The sequence below is a fragment of the Anaerococcus prevotii DSM 20548 genome (assembly GCF_000024105.1).
In the GTDB taxonomy this organism is placed as follows: Bacteria; Bacillota; Clostridia; order Tissierellales; family Peptoniphilaceae; genus Anaerococcus; species Anaerococcus prevotii.
This window is the reverse complement of sequence record NC_013171.1, coordinates 1282619-1306391: the sequence shown is the minus strand read 5'-3', so window position 1 is coordinate 1306391 and position 23773 is coordinate 1282619. Positions and strand designations below refer to the sequence as shown.

Below are 23773 nucleotides of genomic sequence, written 5' to 3'. Positions count from 1 at the left end.
TTGTATAAAGAAGTATAATGATAGGAAGAGGATTTTGAAGGAGGGCTTATGAAGATTGATGACGTGGTGGATTTGATTGATGGTTTGCTTAAAGACCTATCGACAATTGATAAGAAGGATAGGAAGAAAACTTATAAGAGAAAACTAGGCAAGGTGCAATTTAATTTTAATATTGAAGATAAAAAGAAAGAAAGTCCTAGGAATGTTTCATATAAGGATTCAGATGATTATTTGGGCTTTTGGTCAGAATATAAGGATCTTTTCCATAAGCTTTCCTATAAGAGAGAAGAGATGAAACTTATAAGTCAAGTAAGTCGCAGGGCTAACCAAGTTTGGTCCCATAAAGCTTCAAGAGACCTCCTTGTAGAATCCTATCTCACTATAGTAAAGAAAGCTCTAGATGAAGATAGCCTTGATACAGGAAAAATTAGAAAATACATAAGTCCCTACACCATTTCTAAATCCATCCTAGAAGCCCTCCTTCTAGTAACAGAGGAAAAATTTAGGGAGTATTTCTGGATATTTGCTAAAATAGATTCCAGTAAGCAAGTAGAAGTCTTAGAAAAAAATGATTCTAGGGACTTGTTGGACTTTATCCTAGAAGAGCTTGATTTTTTCTATGAAAATATTGACGACTTAAGAAAAGAAGAAATATTTGAAAACTATCTTCTAGCAAATCCCAATAAATTTAAAGACTGGACCTCTTATATTCTAGAAGCTGATATAAGTAAGCAGATAAGCTTTGTAGAAAGCCACAAGGACCTAGTCGATATAGGAAAGCTTTCTAGAAATTTAAGCAAAGAAGACTTTTCTCCTACCAAGGTCCTAGGATTTTATTATTTGTTTAAGCACGGAAAGTTTCAAAATAAAGACAGAAAAAGGCTTCTCGATCTGATTCATGAAGAAAATTACGATAGCTTTATAAGCCTAGTAGAAAGAAGAGACATGTCAATTGAGCTTATAGATGAAATCCTAAAACTCGACAAGAAGCCACAGAAGAAAATCCAAATCGATAAGTCAAAACTTGCTGATTCGAGGAAGGATTTGGATGAAACGGTCAGTATAGTAGAAGACTTTTTATCCGACAGTGACGCTTTATCTTTCGAAGAAGTTCCTAGAGAAGATATAATTACAGAAGATGATAGGAAAGTGAACCAAGAAAGTAAAGAAAATGAGAGCATTTCTATTAGCGAAACTAGCAAGACCTTTCTTAAATTAATCCTCGATAAGGGATCTCTTGGGGAAGATGATGCTAGTCAAATCGCCCTAGAAGAGGGGAAAATTCTAAATTCTTTTATTGGAGATATAAATGAAGAATTATTTGATTATATAGATGATCAGACTTTGATAAATGAAGATGGGAAGATAAGTATAGATTCTTTTTATGTAGAAATGATTAAGGAGATTATAGATGGCAAAGATTAATCCGAAGCAAGCACAAGTAATAATCAAATCCCTAGAGGCAGGAATCGTACCCAATATGGGCATAGAACACCTCCTTGTAGGCAGGCGTGCGGAAGTAGAAGAGATAATTGATGTCCTTGATGATGTAAGTAAAGGCGGAAGTGATCTTAGATTTTGGGTAGGCGACTTCGGTTCAGGTAAGTCCTTTATGCTTGCTACAATAGAGCAACTAGCCCTATCCAAAAACTTCGTTACATCTACCATTGACCTTGCTCCACAGAGGAGATTTTACGCAACAGATAAGAAGGCCCAGGCCCTTTACAGGGAAATTGCTGATAATATAAAGACCAAAACCAAAAGGGGCGGCAATGTCCTAGGAGAGATTGTAGAAGAATGGATAATGAAAATCTTTACAGAGCTTTCCCGTGAAAATCTTTGGGAGATGAAAGATCTAATCAAGGGAGAATACAAGGAGGAGGTAGAAGAAAAGATACTCGATGCTCTAGAAGACTTTGATTCGGTTGGTCTTTCCTATGAGATGGGTCAGGCTATTGTAAAATACTACGAAGGCCTTGTTGCTAATGATAGGGACCTTAAAACTAAGGCTATTCGCTGGCTTAGGGGAGATATTTCTACAAAGACAGAAGCCAAGAAAGAACTTGGTATATGTGAGATTATAAATGACGATAATTACTTCGAGGCTATCAAAAATCTGTCTGAGCTTTTTCACTCAATTGGATTTTCCGGCTTTGTGATTAATTTTGACGAGGCAGTCAATCTCTACAAGCTTGCCCAATCTGTAACTCGAGAGAGAAATTATGAGAGGATATTAAATATATATAACGAGGCTAAAAGTGGCAAGGCCAAGAATCTTTTCATAAACTTTGGAGCAACAAGGGCTACAGTCTTTGACGAGTCGAGGGGAATGAGCTCCTACGGGGCCCTTGCTGGGAGGCTTGGAAGGGTTGATGATACAGATTTAGAGTTTATCAATACCAAAAAGACTGCCCTTATACTTAAGCCCCTTACAGAAGAAGAGATCTTTACCCTCCTTGAAAATCTTCTAAATATTTATAATATCAATTACAAGGAAGAAATCCACATGGATAAGGAGACTATCATAAGATACATGGAAGGCCAACTTAATAGACCTGGAGCCAAGGAGTTTCTCACTCCTAGGGCTGTAATCAAGGACTTCCTCGAAATCCTAGACCTTAAAAGACAGAATCCTGATATAAGTATAGATCAAATCTTAGCAAGTAAATTTCAAAATTTATCAAGTCCTGTCGAAAAAGATCCTCAAGATCACGACGACGATATCTTTATCCTATGACAGATCCATATTTACTATTATCAAGGCCTATGAGGGAGTTTGTCTACAAGAATAAGTGGCCAAGCCTAACTAAGATTCAAAAAGCTTCTATCAGGGAGTTTTATGAGACCGAGGACAATCTTATCTTTATAGCTCCGACAGCAGCTGGCAAGACTGAGGCGGCCTTTCTCCCTGCCATATCAAAAGCAAATGAATTCGATAAGGGTCTTAGGATTCTTTATATTTCTCCCCTTATAGCCTTGATTAATGATCAGTTTAAGAGAGTTTTTGCCATGTGTGATGAGATAGGGATAAGTGTAACTAGTTGGCATGGAGAGGCCAATCAGACGAGAAAAGAAAAATTATTGGAAAATCCTTCCGGAATTTGTCTTATAACCCCTGAATCCTTGGAGGCGATTTTTGTAAACAAAAGTCTTGAGGCTAGAAAGTTATTTACTGGCTTAGATTATATAATAGTCGATGAAATCCACAGCTTCCTTACTGGAAATAGGGGTGCTCAGCTTAGAAGTCTCCTTAAGAGAATCCTTGCCTACACTGAAAAGAACCCGAGATTTATTGGGCTTTCTGCAACAGTAGGAGACTTAAATTACCATATTTGTAAGGGATTTTTCAAGAACAATAGAGAGACTAAATTAATCGTAGACTCCTCCAAAAATGAGCTAGAAGCTACGATTTCTTATGATGAGGAAGATCATATAAGCGATAAGACAGTGGATCAAATCCTATCCTTTGCAAGTGACGGATCCATGCTCGCCTTCCCAAATTCAAGAAAGCTTGTCGAAGAGCTTGCTGTTAAGCTTAAGAAAAAAGCAAGCGAAGAGCAAGTAAATACTCAAATCTTCTCCCACCATTCTTCTGTTAGTAAGAATAAAAGAAAGGAAATAGAGGATTTCGCCAAAAATAGGGAGGGAGAGAACTTTATAATATGTGCAACTTCAACCCTAGAGCTAGGAATAGATATAGGTAGCGTCTATTCGATTTGCCAGTATGGATCTACGTTTTCTATCCTATCCCTTGCCCAAAGACTAGGTAGGTCGGGGAGAAAGACCGGAAAGTCAATCCTTCATCAAATAGCTACAAATCCATGGGACCTAGTCCAATCCCTTGCGACAATTATCCTCTTTAAGGAAGGAAGACTTGACAAAATTTATCCTATAAAGTGTCCCTACGATGTCTTTGCCCATCAAATCCTATCTACTCTTTTGGAAAATAATGGATTGAGTATCGAAGACTATAGTGTTTTAGATAAGAAGTTAGACTTTGATATAGACCATGAAGAATTTATGGAACTTACAGAGCATATGATAGAAAAAGGCTATATCGAAAGACTCGAAAATGAGTACATAGGAGGAATCGAATGCGAAAAGCTCCTCAAAATGGGCTCTTTCTACAATCAATTTATAAGTAAGGATAATTTTCATGTTTTTAATGACAAGGGCAAAATTGGCGAAATAGAAAAATCAATCGACCTTAAGAAGGGAGATGGAATCTATCTGGGGGGACTCATCTGGGAAGTTCAATCGATTAATCTGAGGGCTAAAAAAATCACAGTGACGAAGGCTGAAGATGGAAAGGCTCCTGACTTTGGAGCATCTAGCCAGGAAGATATATCTGATGAGATTAGAAGAAAAATGGAAGAGATTATAGGGAAAAGAGCAAAATATTCCTTTAATGACAAAATCAATGAAGTGATTGATAGCTTGAATATTTCTCCTGACAAGGAAGGCTTTTATCTAATTAATGATAAAGATGGACAAGGTCTTAGAACCTTCCGTGGGACAAGGATTAATAGGACCCTTACCCTTATCCTAAATATAAGGTCTGGAGATTCTACTTACAAGCTCATAGATTCTTCATCAACCATAAGGGGGAAAAATATTAGGAAGACTCTTAAGGAAATTAGGAAAAATCCAGTAGAGATAAGTGAAATCCAAACTTATCTAGAAGATAATCCAAAACTTATTAGGACTTATCTTTTGGGAAATAAGTATATGGACCTTGTAAGCGAAAATCTTAAGATTAAATACATCTTGAGGAATTTACTAGACCTTGAAGGAGCCTATGATTATTTGAAGATAGGAGAATAAATATGTATTTGGGTAAGATATTAGTAGATAGTAAAAGAAAAAGGTGAAATGATGGAAATTACAGACAAGTTTGAAATAAATAAGACTGGTAAACTTATGGATTTTTCTATAGACCATAAGGAAATTCCGATAAAGTTAAGCCCAGATCTTGATGAGGCCATAAAGATGCTCTTGTGGTATGTGCCAAATATTACTTCCGAGCAGGCCAAGGTAAATCCCCTTCTCCTAAATCCAGAATATGACGATTATATTTTCAAGGACATTATGGCTTCTATGAAATTAGGAGACAGGGATGTGCTTTTTACCGAGGATATTAGGGAGAATCTCGCTAATAAATTCAGAGGAAAGCTCAGTGTAGATGAGCAAAAGCTAGTAATGACTCTGGCTGATAATAGTGAAACAAAGACTATGGCTCTTCTTCGTCATATTAGAAATGCTATAGCCCACGGCAATTTCAATGTGATTAATGATCTAGTAATCGGATTTGACATCAAAAGATATGGAGAAAGAACAGAGTATAGGGCAGTATTTAAGATAAATCCGACCAATCTCTTGAAGGCCCTAAGAAAGATTAACATTGACCTTACTACAGAAGAATTTATAGCCAAGGCCTTTAGAAAATCAGGCTACAGGGTCGAGCCCTTCCAGGAAGAGTTCCAAAGAACTCACAGATTTGATCTATATGCCAAAAAGGATGAAAAGCGTTTTGCAATTGAGATTAGAAACTATGATTTTGAAAAAAAATTAAGGGAAGATTTCATTAAGGAAATGATAGGAAAAATTTCTGGTATGGATACGAGGCTTAGGCCAATTCTTATTATAAATTCATCCTATCTTACAGAAAAAAGCAAGAATGATTTGATCAAAAATGAGGTCATAATTCTCGATATCAAAAACATAAAGAAGATGCAAAAGGGCAGAGATATGGTCGCAGAAATCCTAAGAGAGCAAGAAATTTACAAAAATAGTAGGTAATTTGGCAAAATTGGGTATAATAGTACAGCAAGCATAGAAAATGCTTATGTATTTTAATTTGAAAATGATTTGACATCATAAGGAGGAAATATGACAGAAAAAAATAACAGAAGAGCTAATAGGGCTGTCTATGAACAAGAAACAAGTCCTATCCAAGCTGGTAAAAACCTATCTTGGGGCTCAATCATAGCAGGTGCTGTAAGTGCAGCAGCAGTATTTACTGTTCTAAGCCTACTAACAGCAGCACTAGGATTTGGCCTATTTGCACCTACAAGCGCAAACCCAATGGCAGGAGTTGGAATTGGTACAGGTATTTGGACAATCATTACCCTAATCATCGCATTCTGCGCGGGTGGATTTGTTGCAGGATATTCTGCAAGATCAACAGGTCTTCTTCACGGAGCTATTACTTGGGCACTTACTATTTTATTACTAATAACATTAGTATTTAACGCAGTATCATCAGCCCTCGGTATGGCAGGAAATGTAATTGGATCTGTAGCAAAAACTACAGGAGATGCAGTAGGTAATGTTGCAGGATCTGTTTCAAATGTTGCAGGAGATGCAGCAAGCAAGGCACTTGAAAGTGCAGGAGCTAAGATTTCAGATATTGACACAGAAGAACTTCAAGGAAATCTAGAAAAATATCTAGCTGATACAGAGGTTGCTGAACTTCAACCAGAGTATCTAGAAGGACAACTTCAAGAATCTAGAGATGAAATCACAGCTGCAGTTAAGGATTTAGCCCTTAACCCAGAAAACAAGGATCAAATCATAAAAGATCTAACAGATTCATTATCTGAAAGAGCAAAAACTATAGCAGATTCTGCTGATAAGGAAGCAATTGACAATGCAGTTGCACAAAATAGCGACCTTACAGAAGCAGAAGCTAGCGAAGTTTCAGAAAATATCTACAATGGCTTACAAGATGCTTCTAAAGAAGCTGAAAAGGCAATTAACAATGCAAGTGAAGAAATCACCAAGCTTTCAAACGAAGCAAGTGATAAAGTTGACGAAACTGTAGAAGGAGCTAAAAAAGGAGCAGAAGATGCTTCTAACAAGGCATCAGCAGGATCAGTACTTGTATTTGTAGGACTTGTACTTGCCCTAGTAGTATCAGCTTACGCTGGTAAACTTGGTGAAAATAAAGCCAAAGAATTCGTTAGAAAATAAAAAGAAAATAATTTCTTAAGCCTTTAGGATTGCCTAAGGGCTTTTTCTATGATTAAAATTATAAGATCTTTGCTAATAAAAATATTTCTCCACAAGCTAGTGTGAAATTTATCTTATAATTAAAATAATTAGCATAGTGGAAGATTAAATTTTATTTTGTAGAAATTTCCTAGAAAAAATCCCTCAGATGACATCTCTTTCTAGCTGAGAATCTCTGAGGGATTTTATTTATTTTACTATTTCCATCATTGCCTTATCTGGATTTTCGCTATTTATCCTATGATCATATTCTAATATCTTATCTTCACTTGCCTTAATTTCAGTATTTATGGAAATGATTAGTCCTGCATGGTCTAAAAGTAAGAGGTCAGGGGATAAGAGCTCAATTTTATCATTAGGAGTTTTCTCCGAACTTAGGGCGTTTTTTACAATATAGGCCCCGTTTTCTTTAAGAATCGCTGCTAATCTTATTGCTTGATTGGCTGTATTCTCGTTAGTTAAGACGAAGATTTTTCTTTTCTTGAAATCATCCTTTTTCTTAAGTTTAAGCTCAATCTGATCGTAGTAGCTATAATCATCTAGGTCAAAGTTAGTGATTTCATTGTTATACTTGGCTGCGAGATTTTTGACCTTACCTGTAGTATAGGGACTTTGATCATTTGCTTTGATATCAGTGAGCTTTTCTTCAAAAAGCACTCCTCTGTAGAAGAAAATATTTTTTTCTTCATAATCCTTGTCCAAAAAGTAAGTTACAAACTCATTTACATAGGCTGAGTCTATGGATGTGTTATCAGATAGGTCAAAGACTATTGATTCTATAGATCCCTTTTGTAGCTTTTCTGCAATTAAATCAAGGTCCTCATCTAACTTCTTTGAAGAAAAGTCAGGAAGCCTAGCAATTAGGGTCGAGTCCTTAGGATTATCTATGATCATATCCCTGTTGATATTTTCCTTGTTAATCATCCTCTTGTACCTATCGACAGCTTGGTCATTGCCAAGGACTTTGGCTATATTTGTATCCTTATTGTTTTTGTAAAGGTTAAAGAGATTGTTGTAAGTATTCTTGTCTACAATGAAGGTCTTGGGATCTTCTAGGATTGAAAGGCTCTCTTTTATGATATCGAAGTACTCTTGGTCAGTCTTTGAGTTTTTGACTTTTTTTCTTAAACTATCATGGGACTTAGCGAATTGATCGAATTTATCTCTATTAGACTTACTTACAGGGTAGTTTCTTATTATAGCTTCATAGAGCTTATCAAAATCAGCGAGCTTTTCGGCACTGGTTAAGCTTCTGCCATCGGTTTTTCCTACGAAGATATTTTCTGTAAGTCCTTCTAGAACCTCGTCCCTAAAGCTAGGATAGCCTGGGGACTTGTAGGAATTTAATTTCCCAAAGATAATACTTCCTATAGCAAAGATTAGGACAAGGATGATTAGAACTAGGATCCTTCTCCTTCTGATAATCTTCTTCCTACGAAGTCTTTGTTTTCTTGTAAGGGGTCTTCTTCGCTTATCATTTCTAGTACTTTTTACTATTCTGATTTCGCTTTTTCTCTTGCGTCTATCAGATTTTTTCTTATTGTTTCTCATAATTCACCGCACTTATTTGTTGAAGGCTAGGATAAAACTCGTGCCCTGGTTAATCTGACTTTTGACATCAATCTTACCATTGAGGGCTTCTACAAAGTTTTTGCTAATGGCAAGGCCTAGGCCCACTCCGTTAGTTTTGGTATTTCTGGAATCATCTATCCTGTAGAATCTTTCAAATATCATATCGAGCTTATCACTATCAATCCCTATGCCATCATCGGTAATTTCTATAAATACTTTTTGCTTATACCCGCTAAGTTTTATTTCTATATTTCCATCCCTGTCTATGGCCTTTATAGCATTGGTTAGGATATTTTGGATGACCTGGAGGAGCTTGTTTCTATCTGTTACAAGAAAAATTCCAGGCTCTATATCCTTTGTAAGATTAATATTTCTATTGATGAAATTGGCCATAAAGCCATTAGCTATTCCATTAAGCATATCAGAAATATTTACCTCTTCAAGATTGAGCTTACCCATCTCCACACTTTCATTGAAGGAGTCCTTAAGGCCATCTATTAGGACCTGGAGTCTATTTATCTCACCATTTAAGCTTTGGACAGTAGTCTTGTCAAACTCCATAACCCCATCATCTAAGGCCTCAATGTAAAGCTTGAGATTGGTTAGGGGAGTCCTAAGCTCGTGGGATATGTCTTGAGCATAGCGCATCCTTATATCTTCTTGTTTTTTCAAAGATTTTGACAAGAAGTTGATGTTGTTTTGAAGATTTGAAATTTCACTAATATCACTTTCTTCATCGCCAAGGCTTTCATAAATTCCTTCCTTGATCTTTACTGTGAAATCATTCATCTCTACAATAGGCTTCGAAATATTGGTTGAAAGGATAAGGGCTATGACAAAGCCTATTATAAGCGAGCTTGTTATAGCATATATTACTGCCTGCCTAAAATCATCCTGGAGCCTATTTACAGTTGTATAGTCAACGGAATATTCTACGAGAATCTTCCCAGCTTCTTGTTTTTTGTCAGCATTGAAGACATTGTAGGACTTGCTTTTGATATGTTCAGGATCATCTGCATTTAGGGAATGGATATATTTGAGAAGTTTTCCATCTTGATCGTAATACTTGATATTGACATTTTGCTGCTTGCTTAGGTCATTAAGATAAGCCCACATGCCCTCAGATGATATATTCTCATCGTTATTAAGTCTTATAAACCACTCACTTACGAGATTTGGCTTTTTATCATCTACGATTTTTAATAGGTCCGAGTACCTTAAGGTGACAAGGAGGGTTATAAGGATTGAGTAAATCAATATACAGGCGAGGACTCCTGCGATGAAGTTTTTGATTAATTTATTCCTTAATGAGGTCATCTACGCCACCGGATTTGTAACCCATACCATAGATTGTCTTGATGTATTGAGGCTTTTTGGGATTGTCCTCGATTTTTTGCCTAATATTTTTGATATGAGTATCTATTGCCCTGTCGTAGGCGTCATAATCTAGGCCAAAGGTAAGCTCTATTATCTCATCTCTTGTAAAGATCTTGTTTGGACTTGAAAATAGGGTCTTTACAATAGAAAATTCGTTCTTAGTGAGAGAAATCTCCCTGCCATCTTTTAGGAATCTATTGTATTTTAGATCCATTAGAAGTCTTCCATCATTTGTTTTTATAATATCAGCTCTAGGGATATTGTATTTTTCAATCCTTCTAAGAACAGCCTTAACTCTTTCTACAAGTTCCTTGTTAGAAAAAGGTTTGGTTACATAATCATCTGCCCCAAGCCTTAGTCCTTGGATCCTATCGAACTCCTCGACCTTGGCAGAAGTTATTATAACAGGAACTTGGGATTTATTTCTTATATCTTTTAAGACTTCTTCGCCAGAAAGCATTGGAAGCATGAGATCAAGTATCACAAGATCGATCTGTTCCTCATTAAAAATCTCAAGTGCCTTTACTCCGTCGAAAGCCTGAAAGACATGGTAGCCATCTTTTATCAAATAATTTTTAACTATATCAGATATAGTTTTTTCATCTTCTACTATTAAAATATTTATTTCGTTCATTCTTTTTTCCTCTCCATTAAATATTATAACATAAGAATTACCTTTTCATACATTGTACCTTGTATATAAAAAAATGTTTAAAATATAAAAATAAGGATATAAATATATTAGCAGCAAATGGTGTTGCTAATTAAATTATAAATAAGTACATCGTACTTTTGAAAGGAGAAATTATGGGTAATTATGGAATAATAGCTTCAATTATTATCGGAGCAATTGCAGGTTGGATTGCAAGCAAAATTATGGGTAGAGATGCTCAAATGGGAGCAGTTGCAAATATCATCGTCGGAGTAATCGGTGGTGGAGTTGGTAACTGGCTATTTAGCACCTTGTTTAACTCAGCAAATCCAGGACTTGTAATGCAAATCGTATACGCAGTAATCGGTGCAGTAATCCTATTATTTGCTTACGATAAGATTACTGGAGCAAAAAAATAAGAAGATTAAAATTAGCTTCCTAGCTTGGCTGGGAAGTTTTTTATTGGAGAAATTTGTTTTTTATAAAACTTTTGAGACGGCCTAACTTAAATAAAATAGGAAGATCTCTATGGTTGATATTAACCTTTGATTAAAACAATAATGAAATTCTTATTCTTTAATCCAAGACAAAATAGATAAAACTAAAAGCCCCCACAGGGGGGACTTCTAGTAACCGAATCCAGAATTATTTTCTGTAGATTCCTTATTTAATAAATTATCAAGCGCGTCACTTGTGGAATTATTAGTTCCACTATTACTTTCATTTTCTTTCTCGCCATTTTTATTTTTATCTTTATCTTTGTCTTTGTCTTTATCTTTATCTTTGTCTTTATCTTTATTGTTTTCCACTTTTGGTGGAGTATAGATTAAGTTTGAGTAGACTGTTGGCATCCTGTAATCCCAGTCTCTTGGAATAATTCCGTTAAACTTGTTTGGATCATATTCGTTCTTTTCAACTATTAAGGACCTAGTTTGGATCAAGAATTTTGGTGTGACATCACTAGCTAATAGGTTATTTCTAGAATCTATATAAGCCCACTTGTGCATGTCGTCTTCTTCTTTTGGATAGTTTTCTGGACCGAAGATTTCTTCTTTTACAGTGCCACGTGGATCTGCCCTTGAGGCGTCTGTTGGAAGCTTACCGCTTATGGTATCTACTTCCATATGCCTTATGCCTTCAGGTTCTTCAAAACTAACAGGCTCTGTGTCAGCAAGGATTTCTGTATTTATAACATTCCACATGAGGGCTGCCCTATCTACACTGTTGCTGTTTAGGTGGATATTTTGATTATCTGCTCCCATCCAAACTCCAACTGTGTAGTAAGGAGTATATCCAACGCACCAGAAGTCTGTCTTATCATCAGTTGTTCCGGTCTTTGTTGCGTAATCTGTTCCGTTTAGGTGGATATTTCCATAATATTCTCCTGCACTTTCTAGGGCAGAGGTCACTTGATAGGCTGTCTCTGGGCTTGTTACTGTGTGTTTTATTAGATTATCCTCATCAAAGATTACTTCTCCTTGGGAGTCGGTTATCTTTGAGAAGGTCAAAGGTTCAGTGTATTCACCCTTATTGGCAAGGGCTGCGTAGGCTGCAGTCATATCTAGTGTGGTAAGACCATGACTCATAGCACCCACTCCTAGGGCTGCGAGGTTTTCGTCGTTTGTGTCAGGATTTTCGTCTTTTGTCACGAAATAATCTCTGCCATTTTCTTTGATTAGACCGAAGTTTTTGAGGTATTCAAGACTAGTGTCGATTCCTACCTTATTGAGGGTAGAAACTGCAATTGTATTTATACTCATCTTGATGGCATCTCTTATAGGGGTGTAACCCATGTAGTAGCCATATACATTGACAGGCCAAGCTTCGCCATTTTCGTTCATCTCGAATGGAACATCATCTACACCAGTTGCGAGGTTAAAGCCATGATCTAGGGCAGCTGTATAAGTTGCTATAGGCTTGATTGATGAACCAGGTTGTCTTGGAACGCTTGATGCCCTGTCTAAGATATTGATTCCTTCTTGGTCACGTCCTCCCATCAAGGCCTTGATATGGCCAGTCTTTTGATCGATTATTACAGATGATGATTGAGGTTGGATTACCCCGTTTAGGTCTATATCGTAATAGTCCTTGTTAAGGCTAATAGATCCATCGTCATAGGCTGTAAAAAGATTTGGGTTATTATCTAGATATTTCTTACTAATTACTATATTGTTATCCTCATCCTGATAGATATCTTCGTTGGACTCGAACTCTATTCGTCCAGTCCTGTGAGTTCTAAGGTTGGAGTTTGTTTCATCCAAGGAATAGAAATCCTTAAAGATAAGCTTGGTTTGGTCAAGGTAGGCCTTATTTGTCGCAAGTATTAGGTCTCCTGCCTCATCATTCCAAGCCTCATCAGAACTTAAGTGAAGGTCGTTATTTTCATCTAGGAGATTTGCTCTCTTATAATAGAGTAAGGCCCCACTAGAATTTACTATATTTCCCCAATTATCATAAGATAAATCAAGTAGGGGAGCGTAGCCTAGGCCTTCGCTATTTCCTATCAAGTGCTCTGAAAAATTGGCATAGATATCTTCAAGTTTTTCTTGCAAGCCCTTATCTAGGGTCGTCGTAATCTTAAGCCCTCCGTAGTAGAGCTTATCCCAGGCTTGGTTTTCTGAAATATTTAATACACCCATAAGCTTATTAACTACTTGACGTTCTAGAAGAGAGTTAAAGTAGCTAGCGATTTCTGTATTAGACCTTTCCGCAGGCTCTACTGTGCTTGCCACATCAAAGTCTCTGGCTTCTTTGTATTGAGTCTCGTTGATGTAGCCGTTTTCTAGCATCTTATCTAGGACGTATTCTTCTCTTTTGTAAGGAGCTTCGTTATATACTGCTGAGTATTTATTTCCGTCTATACTAAATTCACCTAGGACTCTTTGATCTGTTACCTCACTCGTCTTAATTGACTTATAAAGAGAGTTTTCTGAAGGTGATTGGACGATTCCAGCTAGGGATGCACATTGGGCAAGATTTAGCTCGGACACGTCCTCATTGAAGTAAGTTTTAGCTGCAGCTTGGACTCCGTAAGAGTTTTGTCCCATGAAGACCCTATTTAGATAGGCTCCTAGGATTTCGTCTTTTTCGAGATATTTCTCAATCTCTAGGGCAAGATAAATCTCCCTTATCTTTCTTTCGTAGGTTTGATCGTTAGATAGGTAGGTGTTTCTTGCAAGCTGTTGGGTTATAGTAGATCCACCCCTTACGATTGACCCTGCCTTCATATTTTCAAAAGCAGAACCTATGATTGATAGGGGATCTATACCATTGTGTTTATAAAATCTTTCATCTTCAACTGCGACAAATGCATTTTTTAAATTCTCTGGTATGTCTTTATAATCTACTATCTGTCTGTATTCGCTTGTAGCAATCGAATCGACTTCGTTTCCGTTTTCATCCACTATTGTTGAGTTTTGGCTCATTTCGTATTTTATACTGTTAGCGTCAATCTTGGGAGCAGTCTTCATTACTTCTAGTATTGCTCCACCAGTCATGCCAGCAAAAATAACTCCAAGGCCAGCTACAAATAATATTACAACTAGTATTATTTTTCCAACAAGAGCGGCAAGTTTATTATGCATAATGCCTCCATGATTTATTTTTAATATTCTAGATACTATCATTTTATCATTTTTAAGTAAATACTTCCAGACTTATTAACTTTTATAATCAAGGGATTAGTCGTATAATCATTTTAGAAAGGAAGTTTATGCAAAGAGTTATACAAGTTAATGCAGTAGACAAGGACGACGATCTCGACAATAAGATCTATGAATTAGAGTCTTTGATTAATACTGCAGGAGGAAAGACTGAGGCCTACGTATCTCAAAAGGTAAGCAAGGTCAATCCTAGATATTATATAGGCAAGGGAAAGGTCGAAGAGATCATGGATCTTGCCCAAAAAAACGACATAGATACGGTAATATTTGACGTAGAATTATCAGCAAGTCAGCTTTATAATCTAGAAGAAGAGATGAAACTTCACGTAGTGGACTGGACAACTCTTATCCTAGATATTTTTGCTATGCGTGCAAATACCAAGGAAGCAAGACTTAAGATAAAGCTTGCCCAATTAAAATATCAATTGCCAAGGATTAACAAGTGGTTTTCCTACCTATCAAGACAGGCCGGAGGAATCGGTACGAGGGGACCTGGAGAGACAATGCTAGAGACAGATAGGCGTGCTATTGTAAGAGATATCAAGTCTTTGGAAAAGGCTCTAAAGGATTTGGATAAGACTAAAATGATAAATAGAAAATCGAGAAAGGATATCCACAATATATCCCTAGTGGGCTATACCAACGCAGGAAAGTCTACAATCCTAAATGGGATGCTGAAGCTTTTTGGTGAAGAAAAGTATGTTTATTCGGACGATTTGCTTTTTGCAACACTTGATACATCGACTAGGAGATTAGATTTTTCTAATACCAAGGTCACCTTGACAGATACTGTAGGCTTTATCGACAATCTCTCCAAGGAGCTTAATGACTCCTTCCTAACAACCCTAGACGAGGTTAGATTTGCTGACATGCTCCTTATAGTCATCGATTCAAGCCACAATATTGACCATCAGATAGAGACCATCGAAAACTCTCTTGAAGGTATCGATGTTGGAAATAAAGAAATTCTTTATGTCTTTAACAAGATGGATAGGGTAGATGATGAGCTAAGCGTAAGCCTATACAAGAGAGATAGCGAAAAAATCTACATGTCAGCCCACAAGGAAGAAGACCTCATAAGACTTAAGGAGAAAATCGTAAAAATCATAAAGGAAGACTACGAGCTTGTGGAAATGGCAATTCCATTTGAAGATGGTAGGGTCCTAGACTATATCATGAGTAATTACGATATTATAGAAAGGGACTATGATCCAACTTCTAGCATATTGAAACTAGAAATAAGCAAAGAGGACTATTCGAAATATGACAGATATATTAAAAAAGTATAGGACCATAAAGGGCTTTAAAACTAGCGAGTTCGAAGAGGAAAAATCAAGATTTATAACAAGTGCTAAATATGTAGAAAGTGAAGAAGAGGCCATTAGTTTTATCGAAGAGATAAAGGATAAAAACAAGCAAGCAACTCACAACTGCTCGGCCTATATCATAAATGAAATCCCTGAGATTAAAAGATACTCAGACGATGGCGAACCCCAAGGGTCTGCGGGCCTTCCTATGCTATCTGTCCTTGAAAAAGAAGAGGTCAGAAATATTTGCGTTGTGGTTACCAGATATTTCGGTGGCAAGCTCTTAGGAAAAGGGGGACTTGTAAGGGCCTACACTAGGGGAGTTACTGATACTGTATCGCCCAATATAGTTTGTAAGAGAGAGTATTTTGAAGTAGAATTAATTCATTCGTATACGGTGCTTGGTATAATTGAAAACTACCTAGCAGAAAATAAGCTTAAGGTCATAGATAAGGATTTTACTGATTTGGTTAAGATTAAGCTTCATATTAGAAGCGAAGATTACCCAAAGATAGAAAAAGACCTTATCAATTTAACAAGTGCCAATATCAAAATAGATGTCAAAGATACTTTGATGTTATTTGAAGAAAAATAGGAGGAAATATGTCAGGACATAATAAATGGAGCAAGATTAAAAATAAAAAAGGAAGTGAAGATGCCAAAAAGGGCAAGATCTTTACAAAACACGCTAGAAATATAACAGTTGCAGCCAAAGAGGGTGGAACAAACCCAGACTATAACCCTGCTCTTAAAACTGCTATAGAAAAAGCCAAGGCAGATAACATGCCAAATGATAACATAGATAGAGCTATCAAGAAAGCAGCAGGAGATGATGCTTCAGATAATTTCGAAAGAGTAATCTATGAAGGATACGGACCAGGTGGAGTTGCTGTAATAGTAGACTGCCTAACAGATAATAAAAATAGAACAGCTCCTGATGTAAGACATGCCTTCGACAAAAACGGTGGAAATCTTGGAACTGACGGATCTGTTATGTTTATGTTCGAAAGAAAGGGCGATATCATAGTAGGAAAAGAAGGAAAAGACTTCGATGAATTCATGATGGATGCCCTAGAAGCAGGCTGTGAAGACGTCAAAGAAATGGGAGAATACTTCGAGGCTATCACAGATGTAAATAGCTTTAACGATGCTAATGACAAACTAAAAGAATTAGGCTATAAGATAGAAAGTGCAGATATATCTTACCTTGCAAACAACATGATTAAAGTAGAAGAAGATCATGTTGATAAGCTAAACAAGCTAATCGATACCCTAGAAGATAACGACGATGTCCAAGAGGTATACTCAAACTGGGATGATTCTAGTGAGGAATAAAGATGGAATTTAATATAGATCCTGTTGCCTTTAGGATATTCGGTTTAGAAATCTACTGGTATGCAATAATAATCATAACAGGAATATTTATCGCAGCACAATTTGCAAAAAGTGAGTTCGTAAGACGCGGTTTTGACGAAGACTTTATCTATGATCTGCTATTCGTAATCCTACCAATAGGAATAATCGGAGCAAGGTTTTGGTATGTCATCTTTGAGTGGGACTATTATGGAAGTAACCCTTCACAGATCCTAAACTTTAGGGCGGGTGGTCTTGCAATCCATGGGGGAATCCTCTTTGGAAGTATTGCCCTTCTAGTTTATGCAAGATACAAAAAAATCCCCCTCCTAGACCTTATGGATGTACTAGTACCTTCTCTTGTCCTTGCTCAAGGTATAGGTAGATGGGGAAATTTCGCAAACTCAGAAGCCCATGGGGGTCCGACAGATCTTCCTTGGGGAATTATCATAGATGGAGTCAAGGTTCATCCAACCTTCCTATATGAATCTATAGGAGATGTTTTAATATTTATTCTCCTAATAAATTATAGGAAGAAAAACCCAGATAAGGGCAAGCAGTCTGCAATTTATTTCACCCTTTATGGGATATTGAGATATTTTGTGGAAGGACTTAGGACAGATTCCCTCTATATAGGATCTTTAAGAACTGCACAGCTTATGAGTATAATTTATGTTATTTTGGGAATAGCCTTATATATTTGGGCAAATAAAACTCATCTCCCACCTTATTTTAGGGAAAATAAAAGTAAAGAGAAAAAAGAGAATATTATAAAGTTTAAGTGAAGATCTTACAAGCTTAAGCTTTATAGATAAAATATAAAAATCAAATAATTTTAGGGTCGGCTTAGGGCCGACTTTTTTGTTGCAAATAAAGTGCTTTTAGTATAAAATGATAGTGAAGTGGAATATAGTGGTAGAAAGTGGTGGTAAATGTTTTTAGGTGAATTTACTCACAAGTTAGATTCTAAAAATAGAATAATGATACCTAGTGAGTTCAGAGATGATTTATCTGAGAATTTCTATATCACCAAGGGTCCAGAAAAGTCCCTAGTAATCTACACTGAGGAAGAATTTATCAAACAATCAGAAAAACTTGATAGTCTGGAAGTGCAAAATAAGAAAAACCGTGCTATCAAGAGACTATTTTTCTCATCCACTGTAAAGGCAAGCCTTGACAAACAAGGCAGAGTTCTTCTTAACAAGAACCTGAGAGATTATAGCGAGATCAAAGAAGAAGCTATGATAATTGGAAACAATAGCACAATTGAGCTTTGGGATAGGGCCAATTGGGAAGCTTATATTGACGAAGTAGAGGTGAATCTATCCGATATAATGGATGAATAATATGAAATTTGAACACATACCAGTTCTCGCAAAAGAGACTATAGAAAATCTAAATATTAATCCAGATGGAATCTACCTAGACTTAACCTTGGGAAAGGGAGGTCATTCCAAGATGATCTTAGAAAGACTTTCTGATAAGGGAAGACTTATCGCAATCGATCAGGATAAAGAAGCCATTGAAGCAGCCAAGGAAAACTTAAGGGATTTTTCTAATGTTACTTTCGTAAATAGTAACTTCGAAAACTTCGAGAAAGCCCTAGAAGACCTTGGCCTTGATTTGATAGATGGGGCTTTGATGGATATTGGCGTAAGTTCATATCAAATTGACAATGCAGACAGGGGATTTTCATATATGAAGGATGGTCCTTTGGATATGAGGATGAACCAGGATAATGAGTTAACAGCGGAAGTTATTGTCAATGAATACTCTCAGGATGAGCTAGAGCGTATATTTTTCGAATATGGTGAGGAGAGATTCGCAAGGGCTATAGCAAGAAATATTGTTAATCTCCGTGATGAAGAAAGAATCGATACGACTTTTAAGCTCCGAGAAATTGTAGCAAAATCTATAAAAAGTCAAGATGCTCATCCTGAAAAAAGAGTATTTCAAGCCCTAAGAATAGAAGTAAATAGAGAACTAGAAGTTTTGGAAAACACTATAGAGAGGGTCGTAGATCACTTGAAAAAGGACGGAAGGATTGCAATAATCACCTTCCATTCCCTAGAAGATAGGATTGTGAAGAATAAATTCAAGGATTTGGCTAGAGATTGTATCTGTCCGCCAGAATTTCCGGTATGTGTATGTGATCATAGGGCCAAGATTAAGATTATAACGAGAAAACCAGTGACGGCAAGTAAAGCTGAGTTAAGGGATAATTCTCGATCAAAGCCTGCCAAGCTTAGAGTTGGACAAAGGATATAGACATGGAAGAAAGAATAGCTATTAATAAAAATAATAACAAGAAAAGAAGACGACTTAAGGTTAAAGATAACAAGAGAAGTAGGAAAATCAAACAAATTCAAAATCTTAAGAAAAAAGATAGGAGAATGAAACTAAGCCTATCTGTATTTACCTTCCTTTTTGTAGTTAGTCTTCTTGTAACAGCTCTAGTAAAAAGAAATAACTTGAATGCAAAAAGATATGAGTATAATACATTACAGGCAGATATCGTCTCCTACGAACTCCAGAGGGATAGGTTAAATACTAGGCTAGAAGAAGCGATTGACCTTAACTTAATCCAAAGATACGCCCTAGAAGAGTTGGGCATGGTTTATAAGGATGATGATAATACTGTCAAATTAAATGTAGATAGGAATTAATGATGAATAATTTTTTGTTGATAGTTATTAGTATATTGTTAAGCATAGGCCTAGGCCTAGTGATCTTACCAATTCTAAAAAGAAAAAAGATTGGACAAAATATAAGAGAGGTTGGACCAAAGAGCCATCTCAAGAAGGCTGGTACTCCAACTATGGGAGGAATAATATTTATTATAGGAGCCTTGATTTTATCTCTTATATTCTTGCCGCTTGATAGGCTTGAAGTTTGGATAGTGATTTTATCAACTATAGGCTTTGGAGCAATTGGATTTATAGATGACTTTAGGAAACTTATCCTAAAACAATCGGAAGGACTAAGCCCAAGAGGAAAAATCATCCTACAATTTGGACTAGCCCTTATAATTTCAGTTCTAGCTTATATAAATGATAAAGATTCGATAGGATCTTTATTGATACCCATTACAAACACAAGTATAGGGCTTGGAATACTTGGTATTCCTATTATGATTTTCATAATAGTCGGTACAACTAATGCAACAAATCTTACAGATGGCCTAGACGGCTTGCTCGCCACAGTATCTCTTCCAGTATTTATAACACTTGCCATAATTGGTAAGGGAACAGATAATGAAATATTTTCTTATATAATGCTTGGAAGCCTCTTGGGATTTTTGATATTCAATTCAAATCCTGCGGCAGTATTTATGGGAGATACGGGATCAATGGCAATCGGTGGAGCAATAGTTGCCATGGCAATAAATCTAAAGATACCTCTATATCTAATAATCTTTGGTGGAATTTATGTTTTGGAAACTCTATCTGTAATTATCCAAGTTACAAGCTACAGACACAGAAACAAGAAGAGAGTCTTTCTAATGACTCCAATCCACCATCACTTTGAACTAAAAGGCTATAAGGAACAAAAGATAGTAGTAGCATTTGCAGTAGTATCTGTAATATTTTGTATGATAACATTGGCGGCATTAGTATGAAGAAAATTTTAGTTTACGGTTTGGGACTAACAGGTATATCAGCAGCAAAGACCCTTGATAAGATGGGCTATGATGTCTATACCTTTGATAAAAATAAAAAAGAAGTTAAGGAACTTAAGGGCTATAAATATAGCCCTATTTCTGATAGTGAAATTTGTGATTATGATTTTGAATTTGTAGTAAAAAGTCCAGGCATTCCCCCAAGGGATGAAGTGGTAAAGAAACTAAGGGAAAAATACGAGATAATATCTGATATTGAATTATCTTTTAGACTCTTTCCTGAAGCGAAAATCATAGCTACAACTGGAACCAATGGCAAGACTTCTACTACATCTATGATTAGTCATATACTTAATGAATCAGGTAGGAAGGCTATTTCTGTAGGAAACATCGGTGAAGGAATCTTGTGGCAGATGTATGAAAATCCTAGTGCGATTTTCTCCTGCGAGCTTTCAAGCTTCCAACTTCACGATGTATCTACTTACAAACCACATATAGCTTGTATTACAAATATAACAGAAGATCATATAGATTGGCATGGGTCTTTCGATGATTATATTAATTCGAAACTTAATATATGTAGAAAGCAAGACTCAGGTGATTTTCTAGTGATTAATCACGAGGATCCTATATTAGTGGATCATAAGGCTGACTTTAGGGCAAAGGTCTATGAGTTCTCTTCAAAAGAGGAAGTTGATCGAGGCGCCTATCTTAAAGGATCATCTATATTCTTTAAAGATCAAGGAAAAAATATCAAATTAATGGATGTAGATGATCTTTCAATAATAGGCAGACACAATTACGAAAACTTGATGGCTGCTATCCTTGCTTGCTTTATATATGGAGTTTCTATAGAAGATATCATAAGGGGATCAAAAAGCTTTAAATCAATAGAGCATAGGCTGGAATTTGTAACAGATATAAGAGGCATCAGGGTCTACAATGACTCCAAGGGAACAAATGTAGATAGTTCAGTCAAGGCCATTCAAAGTTTCGATAAGCCAATTGTAATAATTGCAGGAGGCTACGATAAAAATATCGACTACAGTCCTTATATCAAAGAATTTAAAAAACATGGAAAACTTATGGTTATCATTGGACAAACCACAGATAAATTGGCGAGTCTTTGCGAAGCCTATAAAGTAAATTACAAGAAGGCCAAGGATATGGAAGATGCAGTAAAGATTTCCTTCGATAATTTAGAAGAAGGGGATATCTTCCTCTTATCACCTGCAAGCGCATCTTGGGGTATGTATAGGAACTTTGAAGAAAGAGGCAAGGACTTTAAAGAAATGATAGAGAAATACAAAGGATGATTAGATGAGAGTGATAATTTCTGGCGGAGGCACAGGCGGACATATTTATCCGGCTATAGCCATAGGAGAAAAACTTCAAAAAGAAATTCCTGATGTGGAAATAATCTATGTGGGAATAAAAAACGGCCCAGAAGAGACTGTAGCCCAAAAATATGGCTATAAATTTATAGACCTTCCAGGCATGGGAATTCCTAGAAGGATAAACAAGAAGCTTTTTAAATCCCTTCTTACCAACTTTGAAGGATTCAAGAAGGCAAAAAAAATAATAAAGGAATATAAGCCAGACCTTGTAATAGGAACTGGAGGATATGTTTGTGCTCCTATCCTGTATCAGGCAAGTAAGAAAGGTATTCCTTCTCTAGTCCACGAGTCAAACTCCTACCCAGGCATGGCATCAAAGTTTTTATCAAACAAGGTAGACAAGGTCCTAATATCCTACAAGGAAGCAGAAAAACACTTTAAGCACAAGGATAGGATTGTAGTTACGGGTAACCCTGTAAGGACTAGTTTTAAGTCTGACTTTACCGACAAAGACCTTAAAGATTTAGGAATCAAGAAAGATAGGCCAGTTGTATTTTCTTTCGGAGGGTCAAACGGATCTTACTATATGAACGAGGCTGTCAAGGAATTGTCGAAAAATCTTGATGGTTCCTACTATCTCCTCCACCAAACTGGAAATAAAAACTATGATGATTTCATGAAGGAAGTAGAGAAAAGCGAATATCTTAAGGTATTTTCCTATATAGATAATATAGATCTTTTCTATGCAGTAAGTGATCTTGTTATAGCTTCATCTGGAGCCATGAGTCTTTCTGAAATCTCTGCTGTAGGAAAGGCTTCAATACTTATTCCAAAATCCTACACTACAGAAAACCACCAGCAGTTTAATGCCCAAACCTATGTCGATAACGGCGCATCCATAATGATTTTAGAAAAAGACCTGGACGGAGCTGTTTTGGATAGAAAGATAAAAGAAATAATTAGGGATAAGGATAAGCTTAAGAAAATGGGCGATAATGCCAAGGCTCTTTCTGATGATGAGGCAGGAGATAAGATTTTTCATATAATCGAAGGGTTGATCAAAGATGAAAGATAAAAGGAAGGCTAGAAAGAAAAGCCAAATGCAAGAAGGAAAGAATAAAAATAGAAGAAGGAGAGTCGTTAGGAAGGAAAAGCCAAAGACTTTTACTAAAAGATTTGTAATCTTTCTTATCGTATTAAGTCTTTTGATATTCCTAGTAAATGCTTTTAGACATCCTTATATGAAAATTTCCCAGATATATGTCACAGGAAACGAAAGGCTTAAGGATACCGATATTATCTCAAGCATACAAAATCCAATAGGCAAAAATATATTGACTTACAATGTAAAAAATAACGAAAAAAGGCTTATGGAAAAAGACATGATCGAAGAAGCCGAGATAAAGAAGGTTTTTCCTAAGGTAATCAATATCAAAGTACAAGAGACTTATCCGAGATTTTTCATAGAAGATAAGGAAAAAATAACCTATATATCCAATCAAGGAAAGGTGATGGATAGCGAAAAAATTGCTGCTAATACCAAAAACTCCCTAATAAAGATTAAGATTTCTGACTACAAGGGCGATATTAGAGATGAATTTACAGATGATGAGGATATGATTAGCTTTATAAATGAAATAAATTCTTCTTCCTTTGTTGATTTGATTAATCAATTAAATTTTGAAAACAAGGGGCATATTGGTATAATAATAAAAGATATGAGAGTTGATTTTGGTGATTTGAAAGAAAGTTCATACAAGATTAGATTACTAGAATCAATCCTAAAGGATGTAGAAAGTAAGGACCTAGATGTTTCTTCCATAGATTTAAGCAATGGAAAAAACCCAGTAGTTGAAATAAACGAAGGTTCTTAATATAAAATT

At 36.2% G+C, this 23773-nt stretch carries 21 protein-coding genes; 17 read left to right on the top strand and 4 right to left on the bottom strand.

The features are described from left to right. The first annotated feature begins 48 nt into the window (after positions 1-48). From APRE_RS06215 to APRE_RS06195, 5 genes are all read left to right on the top strand, one after another. A complete protein-coding gene (locus tag APRE_RS06215) occupies positions 49-1425 on the top strand; it encodes a tellurite resistance TerB C-terminal domain-containing protein (RefSeq protein WP_015778145.1) in 1377 nt (458 codons plus the stop codon). Further along, entirely contained in the window at positions 1412-2737 is a 1326-nt protein-coding gene (locus APRE_RS06210) for an ATP-binding protein (protein WP_015778144.1), read from the top strand. The genes APRE_RS06215 and APRE_RS06210 overlap by 14 nt, the downstream gene beginning before the upstream one ends. Beyond that, positions 2734-4824, top strand: a complete 2091-nt coding sequence (locus APRE_RS06205) for a DEAD/DEAH box helicase (protein ID WP_015778143.1) — start codon at positions 2734-2736, stop codon at positions 4822-4824. Before APRE_RS06210 ends, APRE_RS06205 begins: the two co-directional genes overlap by 4 nt. A gap of 51 nt (positions 4825-4875) precedes the next feature. Beyond that, a complete protein-coding gene (locus APRE_RS06200) occupies positions 4876-5799 on the top strand; it encodes a restriction endonuclease (RefSeq protein ID WP_015778142.1) in 924 nt (307 codons plus the stop codon). Positions 5800-5889: 90 nt separating this feature from the next. Further along, the gene (locus APRE_RS06195; RefSeq protein ID WP_015778141.1) at positions 5890-6972 is read left to right on the top strand and encodes a YrzE family protein; all 1083 of its coding nucleotides are present in this window, start codon (positions 5890-5892) and stop codon (positions 6970-6972) included. Between the two features lie 228 nt (positions 6973-7200). Here APRE_RS06195 and APRE_RS06190 read toward each other — a convergent pair whose 3' ends face one another. Genes APRE_RS06190 through APRE_RS06180 form a run of 3 tightly spaced genes read right to left on the bottom strand, consistent with a single transcriptional unit; the run spans position 7201 to position 10594 of the window. Beyond that, positions 7201-8562: a S41 family peptidase gene (locus APRE_RS06190; RefSeq protein WP_015778140.1), complete on the bottom strand. Its 1362-nt coding sequence runs from the start codon at positions 8560-8562 to the stop codon at positions 7201-7203. A gap of 12 nt (positions 8563-8574) precedes the next feature. After that, complete coding sequence (locus tag APRE_RS06185) at positions 8575-9900, bottom strand: sensor histidine kinase (RefSeq protein WP_015778139.1); 1326 nt, start codon at positions 9898-9900, stop codon at positions 8575-8577. Beyond that, entirely contained in the window at positions 9881-10594 is a 714-nt protein-coding gene (locus APRE_RS06180) for a response regulator transcription factor (RefSeq protein ID WP_015778138.1), read from the bottom strand. Before APRE_RS06180 ends, APRE_RS06185 begins: the two co-directional genes overlap by 20 nt. A gap of 173 nt (positions 10595-10767) precedes the next feature. Here APRE_RS06180 and APRE_RS06175 point away from each other — a divergent pair, with 173 nt between their 5' ends. Beyond that, positions 10768-11031 (top strand): GlsB/YeaQ/YmgE family stress response membrane protein, encoded by a 264-nt coding sequence (locus tag APRE_RS06175; protein WP_015778137.1) that lies wholly within the window; start codon positions 10768-10770, stop codon positions 11029-11031. A 207-nt stretch (positions 11032-11238) separates the two neighbouring features. Here APRE_RS06175 and APRE_RS06170 read toward each other — a convergent pair whose 3' ends face one another. After that, on the bottom strand, positions 11239-14196 hold the full coding sequence (locus APRE_RS06170) for a transglycosylase domain-containing protein (protein ID WP_015778136.1): 2958 nt from the start codon (positions 14194-14196) through the stop codon (positions 11239-11241). Positions 14197-14324: 128 nt separating this feature from the next. Between APRE_RS06170 and hflX the strand changes: the two genes are divergently transcribed. From hflX to APRE_RS06115, 11 genes are all read left to right on the top strand, one after another. Further along, on the top strand, positions 14325-15563 hold the full coding sequence (gene hflX / locus APRE_RS06165; RefSeq protein ID WP_015778135.1) for a GTPase HflX: 1239 nt from the start codon (positions 14325-14327) through the stop codon (positions 15561-15563). Continuing rightward, a complete protein-coding gene (locus tag APRE_RS06160; protein ID WP_015778134.1) occupies positions 15538-16176 on the top strand; it encodes a YigZ family protein in 639 nt (212 codons plus the stop codon). Before hflX ends, APRE_RS06160 begins: the two co-directional genes overlap by 26 nt. An 8-nt stretch (positions 16177-16184) precedes the next feature. After that, positions 16185-16916: a YebC/PmpR family DNA-binding transcriptional regulator gene (locus APRE_RS06155; RefSeq protein WP_015778133.1), complete on the top strand. Its 732-nt coding sequence runs from the start codon at positions 16185-16187 to the stop codon at positions 16914-16916. A gap of 2 nt (positions 16917-16918) precedes the next feature. Further along, on the top strand, positions 16919-17719 hold the full coding sequence (lgt, locus tag APRE_RS06150) for a prolipoprotein diacylglyceryl transferase (RefSeq protein ID WP_015778132.1): 801 nt from the start codon (positions 16919-16921) through the stop codon (positions 17717-17719). A 147-nt stretch (positions 17720-17866) separates the two neighbouring features. After that, a complete protein-coding gene (gene mraZ, locus APRE_RS06145; protein ID WP_015778131.1) occupies positions 17867-18280 on the top strand; it encodes a division/cell wall cluster transcriptional repressor MraZ in 414 nt (137 codons plus the stop codon). 1 nt (position 18281) lies between these two features. Further along, complete coding sequence (gene rsmH, locus APRE_RS06140; protein ID WP_015778130.1) at positions 18282-19202, top strand: 16S rRNA (cytosine(1402)-N(4))-methyltransferase RsmH; 921 nt, start codon at positions 18282-18284, stop codon at positions 19200-19202. Between the two features lie 2 nt (positions 19203-19204). Further along, entirely contained in the window at positions 19205-19600 is a 396-nt protein-coding gene (locus tag APRE_RS06135; protein WP_015778129.1) for a hypothetical protein, read from the top strand. A 2-nt stretch (positions 19601-19602) separates the two neighbouring features. After that, a complete protein-coding gene (gene mraY / locus APRE_RS06130; RefSeq protein ID WP_015778128.1) occupies positions 19603-20553 on the top strand; it encodes a phospho-N-acetylmuramoyl-pentapeptide-transferase in 951 nt (316 codons plus the stop codon). Further along, positions 20550-21869 (top strand): UDP-N-acetylmuramoyl-L-alanine--D-glutamate ligase, encoded by a 1320-nt coding sequence (gene murD, locus APRE_RS06125; RefSeq protein ID WP_015778127.1) that lies wholly within the window; start codon positions 20550-20552, stop codon positions 21867-21869. The genes mraY and murD overlap by 4 nt, the downstream gene beginning before the upstream one ends. 4 nt (positions 21870-21873) lie before the next feature. Next, a complete protein-coding gene (gene murG / locus APRE_RS06120; protein ID WP_015778126.1) occupies positions 21874-22965 on the top strand; it encodes an undecaprenyldiphospho-muramoylpentapeptide beta-N-acetylglucosaminyltransferase in 1092 nt (363 codons plus the stop codon). Then, positions 22955-23764, top strand: a complete 810-nt coding sequence (locus APRE_RS06115) for a cell division protein FtsQ/DivIB (protein ID WP_015778125.1) — start codon at positions 22955-22957, stop codon at positions 23762-23764. The genes murG and APRE_RS06115 overlap by 11 nt, the downstream gene beginning before the upstream one ends. The last annotated feature ends 9 nt before the right edge of the window (positions 23765-23773 follow it).

Coding starts and splice junctions, on each gene's coding strand:
- APRE_RS06215 (WP_015778145.1), top strand. CDS start 49: ATGAAGATTGATGACGTGGTGGATTTGATTGATGGTTTGCTTAAAGAC.
- APRE_RS06210 (WP_015778144.1), top strand. CDS start 1,412: ATGGCAAAGATTAATCCGAAGCAAGCACAAGTAATAATCAAATCCCTA.
- APRE_RS06205 (WP_015778143.1), top strand. CDS start 2,734: ATGACAGATCCATATTTACTATTATCAAGGCCTATGAGGGAGTTTGTC.
- APRE_RS06200 (WP_015778142.1), top strand. CDS start 4,876: ATGGAAATTACAGACAAGTTTGAAATAAATAAGACTGGTAAACTTATG.
- APRE_RS06195 (WP_015778141.1), top strand. CDS start 5,890: ATGACAGAAAAAAATAACAGAAGAGCTAATAGGGCTGTCTATGAACAA.
- APRE_RS06190 (WP_015778140.1), bottom strand. CDS start 8,562: ATGAGAAACAATAAGAAAAAATCTGATAGACGCAAGAGAAAAAGCGAA.
- APRE_RS06185 (WP_015778139.1), bottom strand. CDS start 9,900: ATGACCTCATTAAGGAATAAATTAATCAAAAACTTCATCGCAGGAGTC.
- APRE_RS06180 (WP_015778138.1), bottom strand. CDS start 10,594: ATGAACGAAATAAATATTTTAATAGTAGAAGATGAAAAAACTATATCT.
- APRE_RS06175 (WP_015778137.1), top strand. CDS start 10,768: ATGGGTAATTATGGAATAATAGCTTCAATTATTATCGGAGCAATTGCA.
- APRE_RS06170 (WP_015778136.1), bottom strand. CDS start 14,196: ATGCATAATAAACTTGCCGCTCTTGTTGGAAAAATAATACTAGTTGTA.
- hflX (WP_015778135.1), top strand. CDS start 14,325: ATGCAAAGAGTTATACAAGTTAATGCAGTAGACAAGGACGACGATCTC.
- APRE_RS06160 (WP_015778134.1), top strand. CDS start 15,538: ATGACAGATATATTAAAAAAGTATAGGACCATAAAGGGCTTTAAAACT.
- APRE_RS06155 (WP_015778133.1), top strand. CDS start 16,185: ATGTCAGGACATAATAAATGGAGCAAGATTAAAAATAAAAAAGGAAGT.
- lgt (WP_015778132.1), top strand. CDS start 16,919: ATGGAATTTAATATAGATCCTGTTGCCTTTAGGATATTCGGTTTAGAA.
- mraZ (WP_015778131.1), top strand. CDS start 17,867: ATGTTTTTAGGTGAATTTACTCACAAGTTAGATTCTAAAAATAGAATA.
- rsmH (WP_015778130.1), top strand. CDS start 18,282: ATGAAATTTGAACACATACCAGTTCTCGCAAAAGAGACTATAGAAAAT.
- APRE_RS06135 (WP_015778129.1), top strand. CDS start 19,205: ATGGAAGAAAGAATAGCTATTAATAAAAATAATAACAAGAAAAGAAGA.
- mraY (WP_015778128.1), top strand. CDS start 19,603: ATGAATAATTTTTTGTTGATAGTTATTAGTATATTGTTAAGCATAGGC.
- murD (WP_015778127.1), top strand. CDS start 20,550: ATGAAGAAAATTTTAGTTTACGGTTTGGGACTAACAGGTATATCAGCA.
- murG (WP_015778126.1), top strand. CDS start 21,874: ATGAGAGTGATAATTTCTGGCGGAGGCACAGGCGGACATATTTATCCG.
- APRE_RS06115 (WP_015778125.1), top strand. CDS start 22,955: ATGAAAGATAAAAGGAAGGCTAGAAAGAAAAGCCAAATGCAAGAAGGA.